The following is a 16,167-nucleotide window of genomic DNA, read 5'->3' as shown; positions in this document are numbered from 1 at the left end:
AAACCCGGCAGGATGCGGGCGATGGCCATCGCTGGATTATCGATCCTCTGGACGGGACGACCAATTTCCTGCACGGCTATCCGATGTTTTCGGTGTCGGTCGCTATCGAACAGGCAGGCCAGGTGATCGCAGGGGCAATCGTCGATCCGGTGCGAGAGGAGTTGTTTCTTGCTGAACGCGGCCGAGGGGCCTTTCTGAACGGCGCGCCAATCCGCGTGTCGACGATCAGCGATCCGGCGCGCTGCTTGCTGGCCACGGGATTCCCCTTCCGCGCCAAGCACCTCTTGGAGCTCTACCTTCGCTCCTTCTCGGCGCTCTTCGAGCGGGTCAGTGGCATCAGGCGGGCGGGTTCGGCTGCCCTGGACCTGGCCTATGTGGCCTGCGGGCGGTGCGAGGGGTTCTGGGAGCTGGGCTTGTCGCCATGGGACATCGCCGCAGGAGAACTCCTTATCGAAGAAGCTGGAGGGCGGGTAACCGACTTTACCGGCGCGCCTTCTGCCGTCTGGAAGGGCAACATCGTCGCCTCCAACGGACATATCCATCCGCTCATGATGGAGGTAATCACCGCGGTCTTTGCTGGGAAGAGCGTTGGGTAATTCGCCTGTGCACCGACGACGCCTTGTGACTATCGGGCTGCTCCTCTGCCTGCTCGCCGTGCTGAGCTACTACGGCTACCGCGCCTACCCGGAGGTACGGCTCATCGACTGCCTGCGCGACCCGGAACGCTTCGATGGCGTGTCGATCACGGTGGGCAACGAGGCAAAGGTGTGGCAAATCGTCGAGGATGGGTTCGTGGTCCGGCAGATGGGACGGCTGGTACGTGTGCAGGGCGACCCTGGGACCGCTCGGGTCGGCGACTTTGTGCGTTTCCAGGCCCAGTTCCACAGGGATGGGCACTTGACCCTCCAGCGCCTCTACGTGGCGAAAAGGCGTCGTGCCAAGGTGGCCATCTCCCTGCTGCCCGCATTGCTGGTGGCGGTCCTTGTTGTCCGCAGCTACCGGTTCGATCGCAGGCGGCTCTGCTTTGTGGAGAGAAGGCAATGCCAGACTTGACGACCCATTTGGCGTTCACCCATCTGGTTAGTCGGCCGATTCGCCTGAGGGGCACCCGCGTGCCGGTGTACGTGGGCGCGCTGCTTCCCGACCTACTCACCAGGCCTTTCTACATCCTGTACCCTCCTGCTTACTACGTGGTGTACACCTTGCACACGCCCGTGGCTATAGCCCTGATGGTTCTCCTGCTTACTGAGCTGTGCGCAGAGGAGATTCGGCGGCGCGTCATGGCAGGCCTTTTCGCTGGGGTGGCGCTGCATTTTGCCTTGGACCTTCTGCAGCGCCAGTTGGGGACCGGCTACTACTGGCTCTTCCCTTTCAGCTGGAAGAGCTTTGCCCTTGGCCTCTTTTGGCCTGAGGAGTCTCTGCGCGCAGTGCCTTTTCTGCTTGCTGCCGTGGCGGCAATGGAAGCGGGCCTCTTCGTTTCGAGGAAGCTCCGGCCCCAACTGGAAGGAACTCGCCATGTATTCTCTTGACAGAGCGCGTCTCGCGTGCCGGGCGGGTGGCTTTTTGGCCTTGATCTGCCTCGCAAGCGTACTGCTGCCCGGCTGTGTGGCGTTCAACGTCCGGATACGCACGGTGGTCGATGAGCGAACGGCCTGTCTGCGGCAGATCGACTACGCTGGTTCTGCCTGGGAGCACTTCTTGATGCCCACCGGCGAGCCTTGGGAAGTCAACCGCACCGACTCTGGCGCTACGGTACGGGCTCTCCTCAAGAACCCCAATGCGATTGGCACAGATTTCGTCTTCGACGCCAGCCAGCACGCAGGCGATGATGAGTGGTTAGAATTTGCCGCAGAGAAGCGCGTCGTCGAAGCCAAGGCTCAGGCCCTGCGCGTCAGCAACCGGGTTGCTTTTCGCAGGACTTTTCTCCTCATCATGTACCGTTATCACTACCGGGAGGAGCTGGACACGCATAGGATACCCGACTTTCTGCGGTACCAGTACTTAGAAAGGCGCTTTGCGGCCAGTACCAGGGCGGACTCGGCGGACCTGGCCCGGGAGGCCCTCAGGCTTGCGGCGAGAGCCTTTGCCGGTTGTCAGCTCACCTGTGCGGTGCAGCTCCCAGGAAGGATTTCATCAACCAATGCGGACTGGGTGGAAGGGCAAATCGGCGTTTGGGATGTCTCTCCCCTGGAGTTTCGAGAAGGGCAAGCCGTCAAGGTGATGGAGATGACCACGCGTCGCTATCTGTGGCCAAACATCGCGGCCATCTCTCTCCTCGCCTTAGCGGGGCTCGTGAGGTTGGGTGTGGTGCAGGTCCGTCGATACCGTCGTCTCCACCGCGATCCACTCTGGAGGATACGCTCTTAGGTCTATCCCCCGCAATGGGGGAACTATGCTGTGGGAAGCACGCTCCCAGTGGCGCCGACCAACTCTGCATTTGGTATAACCGAGTTTTGCGGCCCTTCACAGTGAGCAGCGCTGCAAGTCCAACGATCTCAGGAAAGGAGAGAAGCTACATGCATGCGAAGTTCCGCAGACTACTGCTTGTGTCATGGGTGGGAGGGGTTCTCTGTCTGGGTTTCGAAAGCGGGTACGGGGGGGTGTCGGCAGATAACGTGCGCCCGCACAAGGCACAGTATGTTCCGGGGGAGTTGATTATCAAGCTGAAACCTGGGGTGGCCCCGGAGCTGCTGAGTGACGGTCTCCTGACGGGCGCGCCTGCCGTGGACCAACAGCTGGCGCGCATTGGCGTGCAGAGGGTCGAGCAGCTCCTTAAAGGCCTGAAGCATGCGCCGAACGGCGGCGAGCGCATCTATCGCGTCTCCTTTGCCGCATTGCGCGACCCCGAAGAGGTCGCTGCCGAGCTGCGCACCAGCCCCTACTTGGAGTATGCCGATCCGGTAGCGGTTCACTTCATCGAAGAGATCCCCAACGACCCGCGTTTCGGCGAGCAGTCGTATCTGCGGAAGATCCAGGCACCCCAAGCCTGGGACGTGACAAAGGGTGACAGCAGCGTGGTCATCGCCATAATTGACAACGGCGTGGACTACCAGCACCCCGACCTGGCGCAGAGTTTGTGGGTCAATTGGAGGGAGGCACGTGGTCTGCCCGGCGTCGACGACGATGGCAACGGCTACGTCGACGACCTCTACGGCTACGACATCGCCGAGGGAGACAATGACCCCACAAATTGCCCGCCCGACGCCGACGGGTTCTACGACCACGGGACCTTGGTCGCCGGAGTGGCCTGCGCGGTGACCAACAACGGCGTCGGCATTGCCGGCACAAGCTGGGGCTGCCGTTACATGCCGGTCAAAACCAGCTACGACAGCAGCCCCCGTTCTGTCTCCTTTGGCTTTCAAGGCATCCTATATGCGGCGCGTACCGGGGCGCGCATCATCAACTGTAGTTGGGGCCGCTTCGGCCAACCGATGGCCAGCGAGCAAGACATCATCGATACGGCCACCGAGATGGGTGCAGTGGTGGTAGCTGCGGCAGGCAACGCAGTCACCGACGAGCTGCACTACCCGAGCGCCTACCGCAACGTACTCAGCACGACCTGGTTGAGCTCCTCTGACCAACGCATCGCCGTCTACCAGGACAATGAGTGGGTAGGGAGCACCTATGGACCGGCAGTGGACGTAGCGGCTCCGGGTCTGGGCATCTATTCAACCGTTCCGCGCACCGCGAACAGCTACGGCTCGGCTTCGGGCAGTTCTTTGGCAGCGCCCCAGACTTCAGGGCTCTGCGGCCTGGTAGCCACGCAGCACCCGGATTGGTCACCGCTGCGCATCATGCAACAGGTGGTCTTTACCGCCGACAACATCGACAGAGTCAACCCAGGATTTGAGGGGCAGCTGGGCAGCGGCAGAATCAACGCTTTTCGCGCCGTGTCCGAGACCGAGCCTGTCCCTCTACCGCCGAAGATGCACACCGACACGCTCATAGTGCGCGAGGCCGGCGGTGACGGCGACGGGGTCTACGAACATGGGGAGCTCATTCACATCACCGGCCGTTTCCGCAACTTCTCGGTGACGCAGGCAAACAACGTCTCGCTGGTGCTGAGCAGCGCCGATACTTCGCTTGATTTTCCTATCCCCCGCGCGTTCGTGGGCAGGGTGAACGCGGACGCCGAGGTCGAGCTCTCCACGCCGTTGGCGGCACGCGTGCGTCCCAACGCGCAAGGGCACACCGCCACGTTGCTCCTCAGCATCGAGTACGACGGTGGAGCTATCACGTTCGATTCGCTGCAAGTGCTCGTCGGGGTGACCCCTGTGCTGGTGGTGGACGACACTAAGGATCGCGAGGGAAGCCCGGCGAATAGCGCCGTAAACCCCGCGGATTTTTACGCGCAGTTGTTGGCCAATATAGGCGTTCCCTACGGCGTGTGGGACCACGGCCTCCTTGGCACTCCACCGGAGAGTTTCCTCAGCCAGTTCCCCATCGTGATCTGGGTGAGCGAATGGTCGTTCCCTTATCTCATTTCGACCGACATGGCTGCCCTCCGCGGCTTCCTACAGGCAGGCGGGAGCCTGTTCATCACTGGGCAGGACCTGGCGTACAGCCTGGCTGATCCAAGCAGCCCATGGTACAGTGCCGAAGGCATGGCCTTTCTTGAGCAATTCCTCCATGCGCGGTATGTCGCCGATGACAGCCACCAACTCCAGCTAGTGGGTGTGACCGGCGACCCGATTGGCCACGGGCTGGCCTTTTCCATCTACCAGCCGGGTCGCCAGGCCGATGAGCAATACCCCGAGGTGCTCGAGCCCAAAGGAGGTGGCCTCCCAGTTTTCCAGTACAAGACCGGCGGCGTGGGCGCCGTACGCTACCAGGGGGACTACCGAACCCTCTACTTTGGCTTCGGCCTGGAGGCAGTGGATGCTACGCTCACGACGGTGCCAGCTTCCTATTCGGCCCTGCGCCAGACCGTGATGAGCCGCGCGCTTGAGTGGCTCACTCCGGTGCAGCACACCCCGCTGCCGGACATCGAGGATCCGGCAGCAGCCCGAGTGGCGAGCCTGCACCTGCAGCGGCTTTTCCCTGGGCTGTCGCGCGTTGAGCTCCACTGGCGGAAGGCTGGGCAAGCGACATTTAACGTTGTCAATATGCAACAGGTGGCGGGCGGAGACTACCAGGCGGAAATCCCCGCTACGGGGGACACCGCAACGGTGGAGTATTTCTTTGTCGTAGGCACGTCTTACTACACGATGCAACTCCCCTTCCAGGCGCCCACTGCTCTGTACCGATACACCGTGGCGGAGGATCGTATCCCCCCGACCATCACCCATCAGCCATTACGGCGCCTGTTCAACGCGGCGGATACCGCATGGGTAGAGGCGGTACTCACGGACAATGTGGGCATCGACACGGCGCAGGCGTGCGTCTACTACGGTGTAAAGGCCATGGATCACAAGAGCAACCTTCTGCCCACTGCGGTGCCTCATCTTTGGCGCGCGCCACTGCTACCCATCGCTACCTACGGCGACACGATGTGCTATACTCTTCTGGTGCGCGACCGCTCCTCTGCCGGTAACACCGCCGTGTCTGATACGTTCGCCCTGCTGGTCGGCTATGAGGACTTTGAAAATGGTCTTGCCGATTGGGAGGCTTCCGGTTCCTGGGGTTTGGATGACTTTTACGCCCACTCGGGAAGCATGAGCGCCAACCAGAGTCCTGGCCAGAACTACCCGACCAACTATGAGGGCAGCCTGACCATGGCCTTTGGCGCGGACCTGTCCCAGACCACTGGCGCAGCGCTCTATTTTTGGACAAAGTACTACATCGAAGCCAACAAAGACTTTGGCTATGTGGAGGTCTCTACCGACGGCGGGCACACCTGGACGCAGCTGGGGAATGCCTTGACAGGAGTACGCGCCGCATGGGTGGAGGAGTACCGTTCTTTGCGCCCGTTCACAGGGCCCGGCTGCAGCGACGTGCGGGTCCGGTTCCGCTTCGTGAGCGATGCTGCACAGGGGCCGCTTTTCCGCGGCTGGTTCATTGACGACGTGCGCATAGTGGCAGGGCCGACGGTGAAAGTCGAGGAAGCGGTCACAGCGACGAAGGCGCCCGCCGTCTACGCCCTGTACCAAAATCACCCCAATCCTTTCAACCCGACCACCGAGATCCGTTTTTCGTTGCCAGAGGCAACGCACATTAAACTGGAAATCTTCAACCTCCTGGGACGGCGAGTTGCCGCGGTCATCGACACCTTCCTGCCGGCGGGCGAACACAAGTGCCAATGGCAGGCGGTGGACGATACAGGCCAGCGTCTGCCCAGTGGCCTGTACCTGTACCGTCTTGAGACCCGCGACTATCAGGCTACCCGGAAGATGATCCTGTTGCAGTGACGCGCCACAGACCCCAACCGCCGAAGGAGCAAAAATGGATCGCACGAAAAGTCTTTTGGTCGTAACGGTCACGGTCCTGTTGACGTGGACGAGTTCACTTTTCGCCGGCGTCCGCCAACTGGTGAGGGTCGATGTAGCCGAACAAGACGCTCTGGTGCTCAAGGCCTTTGCCACCCTGGCCCCGGACATTGCTGGGCGCGCCAGGGACGGTAGCTACGTGGAGGTGATCGCCACCGCCGAACAACGCGCAGCTTTTGCCCAGTTAGGCTTGAAAACGGAAACCCTTATCCCGGATCTGGAGGCCTTGGACAGGGAGTGGCGCACGCAAGGCTACTTTGACCGTTTTCACAACTACGAGCGCCTGGTGGCCGAGATCAACGCCGCCATGGGCAACTACCCCGACCTGGTGCGGGTCATTGACATCGGCGACTCCTGGGAAAAGACACAGGGGAAAGCCGACCGCGACATTTGGGCAGTGAAGATCTCCGACAACGTGGCGGAAGAGGAGGACGAGCCAGAGGTGTTGATCATGGGGTGCCACCATGCCCGGGAAATCATCACGCCGGAAATCGTCCTTTACTTCATGAACTACCTGCTCAGCAACTATGGGACAGACCCGTACGTGACTTACCTTGTGGACAATCGCCAGATATGGCTCGTGCCGCTGGTCAACCCTGACGGCCACGCCTACGTCTTCACCACCGACCGCTGGTGGCGGAAGAACAGGAGGGACAACGGCGACGGCTCCTTTGGCGTTGACCTGAACCGCAACTACGGGTACATGTGGGGCTATGACAACCACGGTTCAAGTCCGGTGCCCTCCGACGCGACGTACCGCGGACCGGCGCCCTTTTCGGAGCCGGAGGTGCAGGCCATCCGTGACCTTTGCCTGCAACATCGCTTCAGGATCTCCCTTTCCTATCACAGCTATGGCCAACTCTTTCTCTATCCCTGGGGCTATGTGAAGCGGAACACCCCGGACCAAGCGGTATTCAGGGCGTTGGCGGACAGTTGCGTGGCCTACAACAGCTACACTCCTGGCAATGCCGCCTCGGGCACGATCTACATCACCAATGGCGACTCTGACGACTGGCTCTACGGCGAGCAGACAGCCAAGAACAAGATCTTCGCCTTCACCCCCGAAGTGGGCGTACAGTTCCATCCAGATACTTCCAGGATCACACAGGAAATCACGGAGAACTTGGGCCCCAACCTCTACGTTTGCTATGCGGCGGGCGAAGAGCCGATTATCGCACACACGCCTCTCCGCGATACTGAAGACGATGTCGGGCCGTACGCGGTGGTTGCTCGGATCTCCCCAGCCATCCCACTGAGCTCCGCAACCCCCGCTCCCATCCAGAGTGATGCGGTGTGGCTGTACTTCACCACTGACACCGGGGCCGGCTTCGATTCGCTGGCCATGCTGCCCCAGGCAGAGCCAGGACTGTATGCGGCTCAGTTGCCGGGCCGTGGCCCCGACGTGACCATTTCCTATTACCTCTCTGCACAAGACGAGGAGGGGCGTGTGGGCAGGGCGCCGCGCGCTGCACCTCTGGCACTCTACTCCTTCAGCGTGCGGCCAGACACTGTGCCGCCCAGCATTAGCCACATCCCAATCCAGGAAAAGTCGGTATTTGACCACTCCTTTCCCGTGATTGCCGAGGTGAGGGACAATGCGGGGATCGCGGCAGTGTGGGTACAATTCCGCCGGAACGGGGGCCCTTTGGACTCGCTTCGTCTGACCACCACGGGCGTGCCTGACCAGTATCGCGGTGAGATCGAGGCACTCCAGAGCGCGGAAGGCGATGAGTGGGAGTACCGCATCGTTGCCGTCGATGCCTCCCGACGCGGCAATCGTTCCCAGCTACCGGTTGCAGGCTTTTTCTCCTTCCGTGTAACCGGCGATTTGGCTTTCGACTTTGAAGACGAAGGGCACTTCACCGCTTCTGCCGAAAGCGATTGGCAGTGGGGTCGCCCGACCAGCGGCCCGCGCGGGGCCCACTCCGGACTGCAGCTGTGGGCAACCAACCTGGGCGGAAATTACCGCAACTACTCGGATTCGCGCCTGGACACCCCGCCGATCCCGCTCCCGCCCACTTTGCGCGCAGCCTCCTTGAGATTTTGGCACTGGTACGAGTTCGAGTACTCCGGCGCGCTCTGGGACGGCGGCAATATCAAGATTTCCGTCGACGCCGGACCTTTCGCCCTGGCTTACCCTGAAGCCGGGTATGACAAGGTCGTCAATCCGTACAATACCACGCTAGGCGGGGAACCTGCCTTTGGCGGACCGTCAGGCACCGGCGACTATTGGCACGAGGAGACTATCGATCTCACGCCGTTCATCGGTCATACGGTGCAGGTGCGCTTCCATTTTGGCTCGGACTCGGACGTCAACATGGCGGGCTGGTACATCGACGACGTGAGGTTCGTACTGGTCAGCGCCACTCCGGTGGAGACCGAACCGCTGGGAAAACCGATAGTTTTTGGTCTTTCGGAGGCCTACCCGAATCCCTTCAATCCAGCGACAGCCGTCCTCGCCGCCGTGCCCCAGCACGGTAGGGTGCGCCTTGAGGTGGTGAACATACTGGGCCAGTCGGTCCGGCTCCTGTACGATGGCCACCTACCGGCAGGTCATCACGAGATGCGATGGGACGGCACCACTGAGTCGGGAGCTCCCGCACCCAGCGGCATCTACCTCTTCCGCCTGGAGTCGCAGGACTCTTGGGCAGTACGCAAGGTGGTCAAGTTGCAGTGACCGAGATGGCAGGAGGACACCCCCACGCCAACAGCACCTGCTACCCTGGGACAAAAATATTGCTTGCTATTTGCCCGATATTTGCATATCTTAACAGCCGTGCGAGAGCTTCGTGTGTTGTCGCATCGGGAGTGTGGGGGCAACAACTCTGAGGGACCTACCATGAAGCAAAGATTTTCCTTTGCAACGCTGGTGGGGGTCGTGAGCGTCCTTCTCCTCCTTGATGTACACGCTGCACCAGCCCCCCAATGGCACGCCGACTATGTCAAAGGGCTGCAGGCTGCGCGCGAAGGGCGACTGCAAGAGGCGGTGCAGCTTCTCCAGCAAGCCCTTAAGGTTCGCGCCAAGGACAGTTCCAAGCAGCGCGCCCAGGGAACGGCTTTCATCGAATACTTTCCTCACAGGGAGTTAGGGATCTGCTACTACTACCTCGGCGATCTGGACAACGCGCGCCGCGAGTTGAACATCTCTTTGTCGCAGGCCCCAACCCCGCGCGCACGGCGTTTCCTTGACTTAGTCAACCGTGGGCAACTGCCGCCCAAGGGCGAACTCCCCCCCTTTGACGACCAACCTGGCCCGCCAAGCAAGGAGCCGCCTGCTAAGCCTAAAGAACCCGAGCCAAGCGGAGCCACCGCAGTGGGCGAGCGGTTGAGCATCGCGGTACTGCCTTTCGCCAGCAAAGGCATTGGCCGCGAGCTGGGTCAAATTGACCTTCTCGACAAGGTGATCACCGAGCTTGTCAACCTCAACCGTTTCAAGGTCATTGAGCGGGCGCAATTGGAAAAGATCCTGGCCGAGCAGCAATTGGGCATGTCGGGGGTGCTTGATGCCTCCACCGCTGCACAGATTGGCAAGGGGATTGGCGTGGACGCCGTCATGATCGGCAGCATCACCCAGGGCGGCAATTCGGTGACCATCGACGCCCGTCTGATCGATACCGAGACGGCCACCATCATCTCAGCCAAGGATGCATTCGTCACTGGCATCAGCCTGCAGAGCCTGTCGCAGATGATCAGCGAGCTGGCGGGCAAGTTCAGGGACGACTTTCCGCTGGTAAACGGCTACGTCATCGGCATCGATGGCAGTCGCCTCACCCTTGACCTGGGCTCCAGCAGCGGCTTGAAGAAGGGGCGCAAGTGCATCATCTACCGGGAAGGAGCACCCATCGTGCATCCTGTCTCTGGCAAGGTCATCGGCAGGATGATTGACGAGCTCTGCGAGGTCCAGGTCACCGACGTGTTCGAGTCCTATAGCCTCGCTACGGTCACGAAGACCAAGACCGGGGCGCCGGCACTGCGTGACCGGGTCATCACCAAGTAGGCAGAAGCAAGCCAAGACGCCCCAACTGTTTGACACGGGCGGCAAGGGCCGTCCAGGCTTCGCAACGCTTCACTTCCACAGGAGGGTCACCTATGAGACGCACGACCGTTGTCCTGCTCGTTCTGGCGCTGTTTGTCCTCTCCGGCCAGGCCCTGGCCCAAGCCCGTCGCGGCCAGATTGAGTTGTTCGCAGGGGGAGCAATCCCTCTCGCACCGGATGCCTTCAAGGACTATTTCAAAGTCGGCTACAGCCTGCACGGCCAGTACGTCATGTTCCCCTCGGAGCAGCTGGGCGTGACCTTCGGTGCCGCCTATGAGCTGTTCTCCTTCAATGGCGATAAGCTCTTAGACGAACTGGAAGCCGAGATCGGTCCGTACCGCGACTACTTTGACGTGACCGGGAACGGGCACATCGTCGAGTTGGCCGTTGGCCTGCGGCCCTACCTGACGCCGGCAACTGCCAACACGCAGTTCTTCCTGCTCGCCCAGGGCACATACAACATGCTCGGCACCGAAATGACCGTCAAGATGAACATCCCCGGGTTCTACTCCAGCACGGAGACCTACAAGGACGACGAGAACAAATTCGGCATTGCGGCGGGCGCCGGCTTCGAGACACCTCTCACGGAGACCCTGAACCTGATCATCCAGGGCCTCTATCGCCACATCTTCACGGAGGATGAAGCAACCAGCTTTGTCGGCATTACCGCTGGCATCGTGTTCTGACGGCCGACAACCGAACAGACGAGAGGCCGGCTGCTCTCAGCAGTCGGCCTCTTGCTTTTGCCCAGCCACCGTGCAGCGTTACTGCAGCTGGAAGACGAGCCCCAGGCCGAGCAACAGATACTCCAAGCGCTTGGCAGGATAAGGATAGGGGTATTCGAACAGCTGTGCGCCGGCCTCGTAGCCGACAAGCCCCTTGAGTTCCCCGCAGAACACACTGGTGTAAGTGAGGCTCAGGCGCAGCTGTACCAGCTCAGGTACCACCTGGAAAATCACGCCGCCACCAGCCTCAACACCGAAACGCAGCTTCCACTTGAAGTGAAACTCCTCGCGGGCGATCGGTGTGTCCTGACCCCCACGGCCCACATCAACGGCGCGTCCTGAGTAGAGATACAGCCCACCCCCGCCATGCGCAAAGGGGCGCACCGCAGACCCGCTCCAGGGGTCAATCTCGACACCAGTGCCCAACGAAAAAAAGTCGTGCCGGAAACCGGCGATGGTGCCCGCGGAGGTGAAGGTTTTCTCTTTTTCGCCGAATGAGGCAATGGCACAGCTGGTGCGCAGGTAAACCGGCCCGATCGGGTGCAGGTAGAGCGCCTGCAACCAGAAGCCTGCCCGCGCGCCCCGTTCCACCGGATCGTCATGCGGCGGCCTGGCAAAGCTGGCCGTAGGCAGACCCACTCCGGCCTGCCCTCCTGCCAGCTGACATCGTCCCGGAACGCTTGCGCCCAACAGGCTTAGCAGACATCCCAAAAGCGCGCCCGGCACAAATCTCGATGATCGCCTATTCCTCACCTGCTGCCTTCCGTTCTGCTGATGGGCCTACGAGGCAACCGCCTTCAGCTGGCGGCCAGCTGGGCAGCCTGTGCCTCCTCGGCGGGCGATGGCTTCCCCAGGTAGGTCTTGGCCTTCTCCTTCCCCATGAGGACGCGCAGGGCCCCGTCGCGGAGCGCCGTCATCTCGTTCTCGCCGGGGTAGACCGTGACCCCGACGTTGAGCGCGGCGATGCGCTGTTTGATGCGCTCCACAAAGGGCTGGCACCGCGCGAGCCCTCCGGTCAGCAGCACCTGGTCAACCGGCTCGCCTTCAAAGGCGGGCAGCAGGGAGGTGATCCACCGCGCAACCTGGTAAGCCATTGCCTCGAACACTGCCACAAACTCAGGCTCGCCGGCCAGCACGCGTCGCTCCACCTCCCGAAAGTCCGAGGTTCCCACCAGGTCGATCAGCCCACCTCGCCCTTTGTTCTTCAGCTTCATCTCTTTCAGCGTGTACTTTCCTGAGTAGCAAAGCTGGATAAGCTGGCCCACCGGCAGTGACCCGCTCCGCTCCGGGGTGAATGGCCCTTCACCGTCCAGCGCGTTGTTGACTTCCGCATAGCGCCCCTTGAAGTGCGCTCCGATGCTGATGCCGCCGCCGAGGTGGGCGACAATGACGTTGATCTCGCGATAGAAGCGGCCCGTCTCCTCTGCGTAGCGTTTCGCCGTGGCGATCTGGCTAAGCGCGTGCGAGATAATCTTTCGCCGCAACTCCTTCAGCCCGGTGATCTTGTAAATTTCGCTCACCTCGTCCACCACAACCGGATCGACGATGTAGGCCGGAATCCCCAGCTCCTCAGCGATCTCAGCGGCAATGAGCCCGCCCAAGTTCGACGCGTGGCTGCCCTGTACACAGGCGCGGAGGTCTTGCTTCATGCGCTCGTTGACGAGAAATGTGCCACTCGGCACCGGCCAAATCAAGCCTCCCCTGCCCACCACGGCATCAAGGCGGCGGATGTCGATCTGCCTGGCCTGCAGTTCCGACAGAATGACTCTCTTGCGAAAATCGTACTGCTCGGTGATTTCCTCAAACGGCGCAAGCTCCTCGGCGCTGTGTTTGATTTCGCCGGCGTAAACCTCGATGTCCCCCTCAAAGTAGGCGACTTTTGTCGAAGTGGAGCCGGGATTGATGGCCAGGATGCGGTACCGGGGGAAAAACCGGTCACGAGGGGTGGCCTGCCACCTGCCGGATTTGAGCAGCATGAGGATGTTGGCCTTGGCACCCAGCACCACGTCACTCTCGGTGGACTCCTTTGAGAAGTCGACGACCTTGTTGGCCAGTCCCCCGGAGACGGGGAACTTTTTCGCCGTCGGGTAACGGGTGGCGTACATGTTGTAGAGGAAATTGCCCAGGTCCAGGTTAGGAGCAATGATGACGTTGACCCTGCCCAAGGGCGAATCCGGCTGGTAGCGCTCCCCCAACTTCACCACCGCTGCCTCGCGGGAGATGGCGCAACTAATCTGCACCTCTGCATCGATCCGGATGGTGGCGTACCGCGGGTCGCGGCGCACCAAGGCTGCCAGACGCTGCGGCACCAACTCCGCCGCCTTGCGCACCAAGTCCACGGACGGCCCCTCGTCCAGCCCTTTGGTGGAATAGGACACGATGCAGCCGTTGATATAGGGAAGCACATCCTGGGGGATGATATCGCGCGCAATCTTGCACGTCCCCACAGCCACATCCGCCAGGCGCGCGGGCGTCATGCGCGCGTTGACTGCCACATCGCCAAAGGCCACAATGTTCTGCTCGTAGAACTGCTCCATGTGTCCCTCTGGCAGGACGAAGATGCCCGCCTCGAAGGCCGTGCCCTTCTGGCCGACGATGCGCATGAAGGGACGGAAGAATTCCCGCGGCCCATACTTGAGGCCGCCGAAGGCCATGTCGGCATACCCCAACTTGACGGCCATGATGGCGAACATCGGGGGCTGGCTCACGACTTCGCGCGCCTCCTCCTCGGTGCCCAGCCACCCGTGTTTCCGCCCGATGCGCACATACTCCCGGGCAAACTCCTCGAGGAGCTCTTCCTCCTTGGCCAGGTCCACCGCCTTGATATTGCTGAGCAGGTACTCGATACGGGTCGCGTCCATTTGGGGACACGCACGTTTGGCAAAGGCGGCGATCTCTTCCTCGCTGGCCGGGATAACGATCTTGGCAAAGCGCACCAGCCGCGAGGCGGCCAAAATGACCCGTGGGTCCAATCCGTCCGCGAAGATGGCCGTGGGCTTGATCTTCTCTATGGCCAGAATCTGTTCGTCCAACGAGCGCTCAATGTCGAACACCCGGTTTCCCTCCTGTGGCTTCTTCTCTTCGTACGCTCACCCATCTGTCTGCTCCAAAGAGCGCAGCAGACAGTCAGTGGCGCGATTTCTTGGCGTCCAAGGTTGCGCGCACCACCGTGAGCAGTTGCCGCAAGTCGAAGGGCTTCTGCAGGATACCGTCGCTGACCTGCGCCAGCTCCTCCTGTCCCCGTGGAGCAGGAACGAAACCGCTGGTCAAGAGTATGGCCACCTCTGGCTTCTCGGAGCGCATGATGCGGGCACACTCTTCGCCGGCGAGGTCCGGCATGAGAAGGTCCAAGATCACCAGGTCGATTTCGTCGGCCCGCTGGCGGAAGAGCTCCACGCCCTCCGCGCCACCTTTGGCGGTTAACACCTTGTAGCCATGCCTACTGAGCATCCTTTGAGCCAATTCGAGCATCTCTTCCTGGTCGTCAACGAGCAGGATACACTCGTCGCCCCCTTTGAGCGGCAGTCGTCTCTTTTCGGGTTCGGGTTTGAGCTGTTCCGTCAGTGCCGGCAAGTAGATGTCAAAGGTTGCGCCCTGTCCTGGCGCGCTGCTCACCTGGATTTCACCTCCGTGCCCAGCCACGATAACATAGACGATGGACAGACCCAATCCCGAGCCCTTCCCTTTCGACTTGGTGGTGAAGAAGGGCTCAAAGATGTGCTTCATCGTCTCCTGGTCCATGCCCACGCCGGTATCGGACACGCGCAGCCGGACAACCTCATGCAGCTGTTGATTCTTGAACTGACGCCGTTGTTCCTCAGTGAGGGTGAGGTTCTCCGTTTTGATCACGATCTTGCCCCCGTCGGGCATGGCGTCGCGCGCATTGACGCAGAGATTGATGAGCACCTGCTGCAATTGCACCGGATCGCCAGAAATGATGCGCAGATCTTTGGCCAAATGCGTCCTGAGGGCAATCCCCTCGGGCATGCTGTGGGAGAGAAAGCGGGCCGTCTCGCGCACAACCTCGTTGAGCTGCATGGGGCGGCGCTGCGGCCTGGTATTGCGGCTGAAGGCGATGAGCTGCTGCGTCAGCGAGCCCGCCAGAGAGGCAAGCTCGATTATCTGGCCAACCATTCCTCGCAGGTGTTCCGGGAGTTCTTCCTCAGCGTCGATCAACGAGGCGTAGCCAAGGATTTCGGTGAGGATGTTGTTGAAGTCGTGGGCGATGCCGCCTGCCAACATGCCGACGCTTTCCATCTTCTGCGCCTGCTGGAGCTGTTCCTCCAGAGAACGCTGCTGGGTAACGTCCCGCAGCACCACGAAGGCCCCCACCACCTTCCCTCTCTTGCGCCGCGGCGTGAGGCTGACCTCCAGCCGGAGGATGGCCGCACTCTTGGTCAGGCCGTCGCCCTCCGTCTGCACCCTGGTGGCCTGCCCCTGCACAAGCTGCGCGAAGAGGCTGCGCAGCGACTCGCGCTCGGTGGGGTGAAAGAATTCCCACAGCTCCATGCCCGCGAGTTCTTTGCGCGTGTAGCCGAACAACTCGGCCACGCGACGATTGGCGTACACAATGCCGCCGGCGGTGTTGACGATGACCACCCCCTCGGCGATGCTCTCTGCGAACGATCTGAAACGCTCTTCCGACTCGCGCAAGCGGCGCTCCGCAGTGCGGCGTCGCGTGACGTCGGTAAACCAGGCCTCGACGCATTGGCCGTGGTCCGGCGTGGTCACCTCCCGGGCATGGACCAGCAGTTCGACCTTGCGACCGTCAAGGCGAGTAGCCGTCACCTCCCGTGCCCGGAGCGACCCTCTGGCCAGCTCGCGGGCGAGTGCCTCGCGCGTCTGCTCGTCCACCAAGGAGACCACACCGCGTCGGTTGAGGTCGTCAACAGCCGAGGCGCCAACAATCTCCAAGCCAGCTCGGTTGATTTGGATGACCGTCCCTTGGCGGTCGACCAAGCATACGCCCACCGCAGCGTGT

The 16,167-nt window shown here is 61.5% G+C and carries 11 protein-coding genes; 8 read left to right on the top strand and 3 right to left on the bottom strand.

Features of this window, described 5'->3' with window-relative positions; all coding sequences use genetic code 11:
- From H5U38_13270 to H5U38_13235, 8 genes are all read left to right on the top strand, one after another.
- The coding region (locus tag H5U38_13270; GenBank protein MBC7187998.1) for an inositol monophosphatase at window positions 1-596 on the top strand (596 nt) is incomplete at its 5' end.
- 7 nt (window positions 597-603) lie between these two features.
- Entirely contained in the window at window positions 604-1,053 is a 450-nt protein-coding gene (locus H5U38_13265; protein ID MBC7187997.1) for a hypothetical protein, read from the top strand.
- Window positions 1,041-1,529, top strand: a complete 489-nt coding sequence (locus H5U38_13260) for a metal-dependent hydrolase (protein MBC7187996.1) — start codon at window positions 1,041-1,043, stop codon at window positions 1,527-1,529. Before H5U38_13265 ends, H5U38_13260 begins: the two co-directional genes overlap by 13 nt.
- The gene (locus tag H5U38_13255; GenBank protein ID MBC7187995.1) at window positions 1,516-2,367 is read left to right on the top strand and encodes a hypothetical protein; all 852 of its coding nucleotides are present in this window, start codon (window positions 1,516-1,518) and stop codon (window positions 2,365-2,367) included. Before H5U38_13260 ends, H5U38_13255 begins: the two co-directional genes overlap by 14 nt.
- Window positions 2,368-2,516: 149 nt before the next feature.
- Window positions 2,517-6,347 carry a S8 family serine peptidase gene (locus tag H5U38_13250; GenBank protein MBC7187994.1) on the top strand — a complete coding sequence of 1,277 codons (3,831 nt, stop codon included), beginning with the start codon at window positions 2,517-2,519 and terminating at the stop codon, window positions 6,345-6,347.
- A gap of 34 nt (window positions 6,348-6,381) precedes the next feature.
- The gene (locus tag H5U38_13245; GenBank protein ID MBC7187993.1) at window positions 6,382-9,102 is read left to right on the top strand and encodes an immune inhibitor A; all 2,721 of its coding nucleotides are present in this window, start codon (window positions 6,382-6,384) and stop codon (window positions 9,100-9,102) included.
- A gap of 162 nt (window positions 9,103-9,264) precedes the next feature.
- The gene (locus H5U38_13240; protein MBC7187992.1) at window positions 9,265-10,422 is read left to right on the top strand and encodes a hypothetical protein; all 1,158 of its coding nucleotides are present in this window, start codon (window positions 9,265-9,267) and stop codon (window positions 10,420-10,422) included.
- 92 nt (window positions 10,423-10,514) lie between these two features.
- A complete protein-coding gene (locus H5U38_13235; GenBank protein MBC7187991.1) occupies window positions 10,515-11,147 on the top strand; it encodes an outer membrane beta-barrel protein in 633 nt (210 codons plus the stop codon).
- Window positions 11,148-11,225: 78 nt separating this feature from the next.
- Here the strand turns inward: H5U38_13235 and H5U38_13230 are convergent, their stop codons facing one another.
- From H5U38_13230 to H5U38_13220, 3 genes are all read right to left on the bottom strand, one after another.
- Complete coding sequence (locus H5U38_13230) at window positions 11,226-11,825, bottom strand: hypothetical protein (protein MBC7187990.1); 600 nt, start codon at window positions 11,823-11,825, stop codon at window positions 11,226-11,228.
- A gap of 158 nt (window positions 11,826-11,983) precedes the next feature.
- Window positions 11,984-14,239: a butyrate kinase gene (gene buk, locus H5U38_13225; GenBank protein ID MBC7187989.1), complete on the bottom strand. Its 2,256-nt coding sequence runs from the start codon at window positions 14,237-14,239 to the stop codon at window positions 11,984-11,986.
- 73 nt (window positions 14,240-14,312) lie between these two features.
- Window positions 14,313-16,167: PAS domain S-box protein (locus tag H5U38_13220; protein MBC7187988.1), on the bottom strand; the 1,855-nt coding region annotated here is incomplete at its 5' end.

The sequence above is a fragment of the Calditrichota bacterium genome, assembly GCA_014359355.1.
Classification (GTDB): domain Bacteria; phylum Zhuqueibacterota; class Zhuqueibacteria; order JANLFK01; family Oleimicrobiaceae; genus Oleimicrobium.
This window is presented reverse-complemented; position numbering and strand designations above follow the sequence as displayed.

Coding starts and splice junctions, on each gene's coding strand:
- H5U38_13260 (MBC7187996.1), top strand. CDS start 1,041: ATGCCAGACTTGACGACCCATTTGGCGTTCACCCATCTGGTTAGTCGG.
- H5U38_13255 (MBC7187995.1), top strand. CDS start 1,516: ATGTATTCTCTTGACAGAGCGCGTCTCGCGTGCCGGGCGGGTGGCTTT.
- H5U38_13250 (MBC7187994.1), top strand. CDS start 2,517: ATGCATGCGAAGTTCCGCAGACTACTGCTTGTGTCATGGGTGGGAGGG.
- H5U38_13245 (MBC7187993.1), top strand. CDS start 6,382: ATGGATCGCACGAAAAGTCTTTTGGTCGTAACGGTCACGGTCCTGTTG.
- H5U38_13240 (MBC7187992.1), top strand. CDS start 9,265: ATGAAGCAAAGATTTTCCTTTGCAACGCTGGTGGGGGTCGTGAGCGTC.
- H5U38_13235 (MBC7187991.1), top strand. CDS start 10,515: ATGAGACGCACGACCGTTGTCCTGCTCGTTCTGGCGCTGTTTGTCCTC.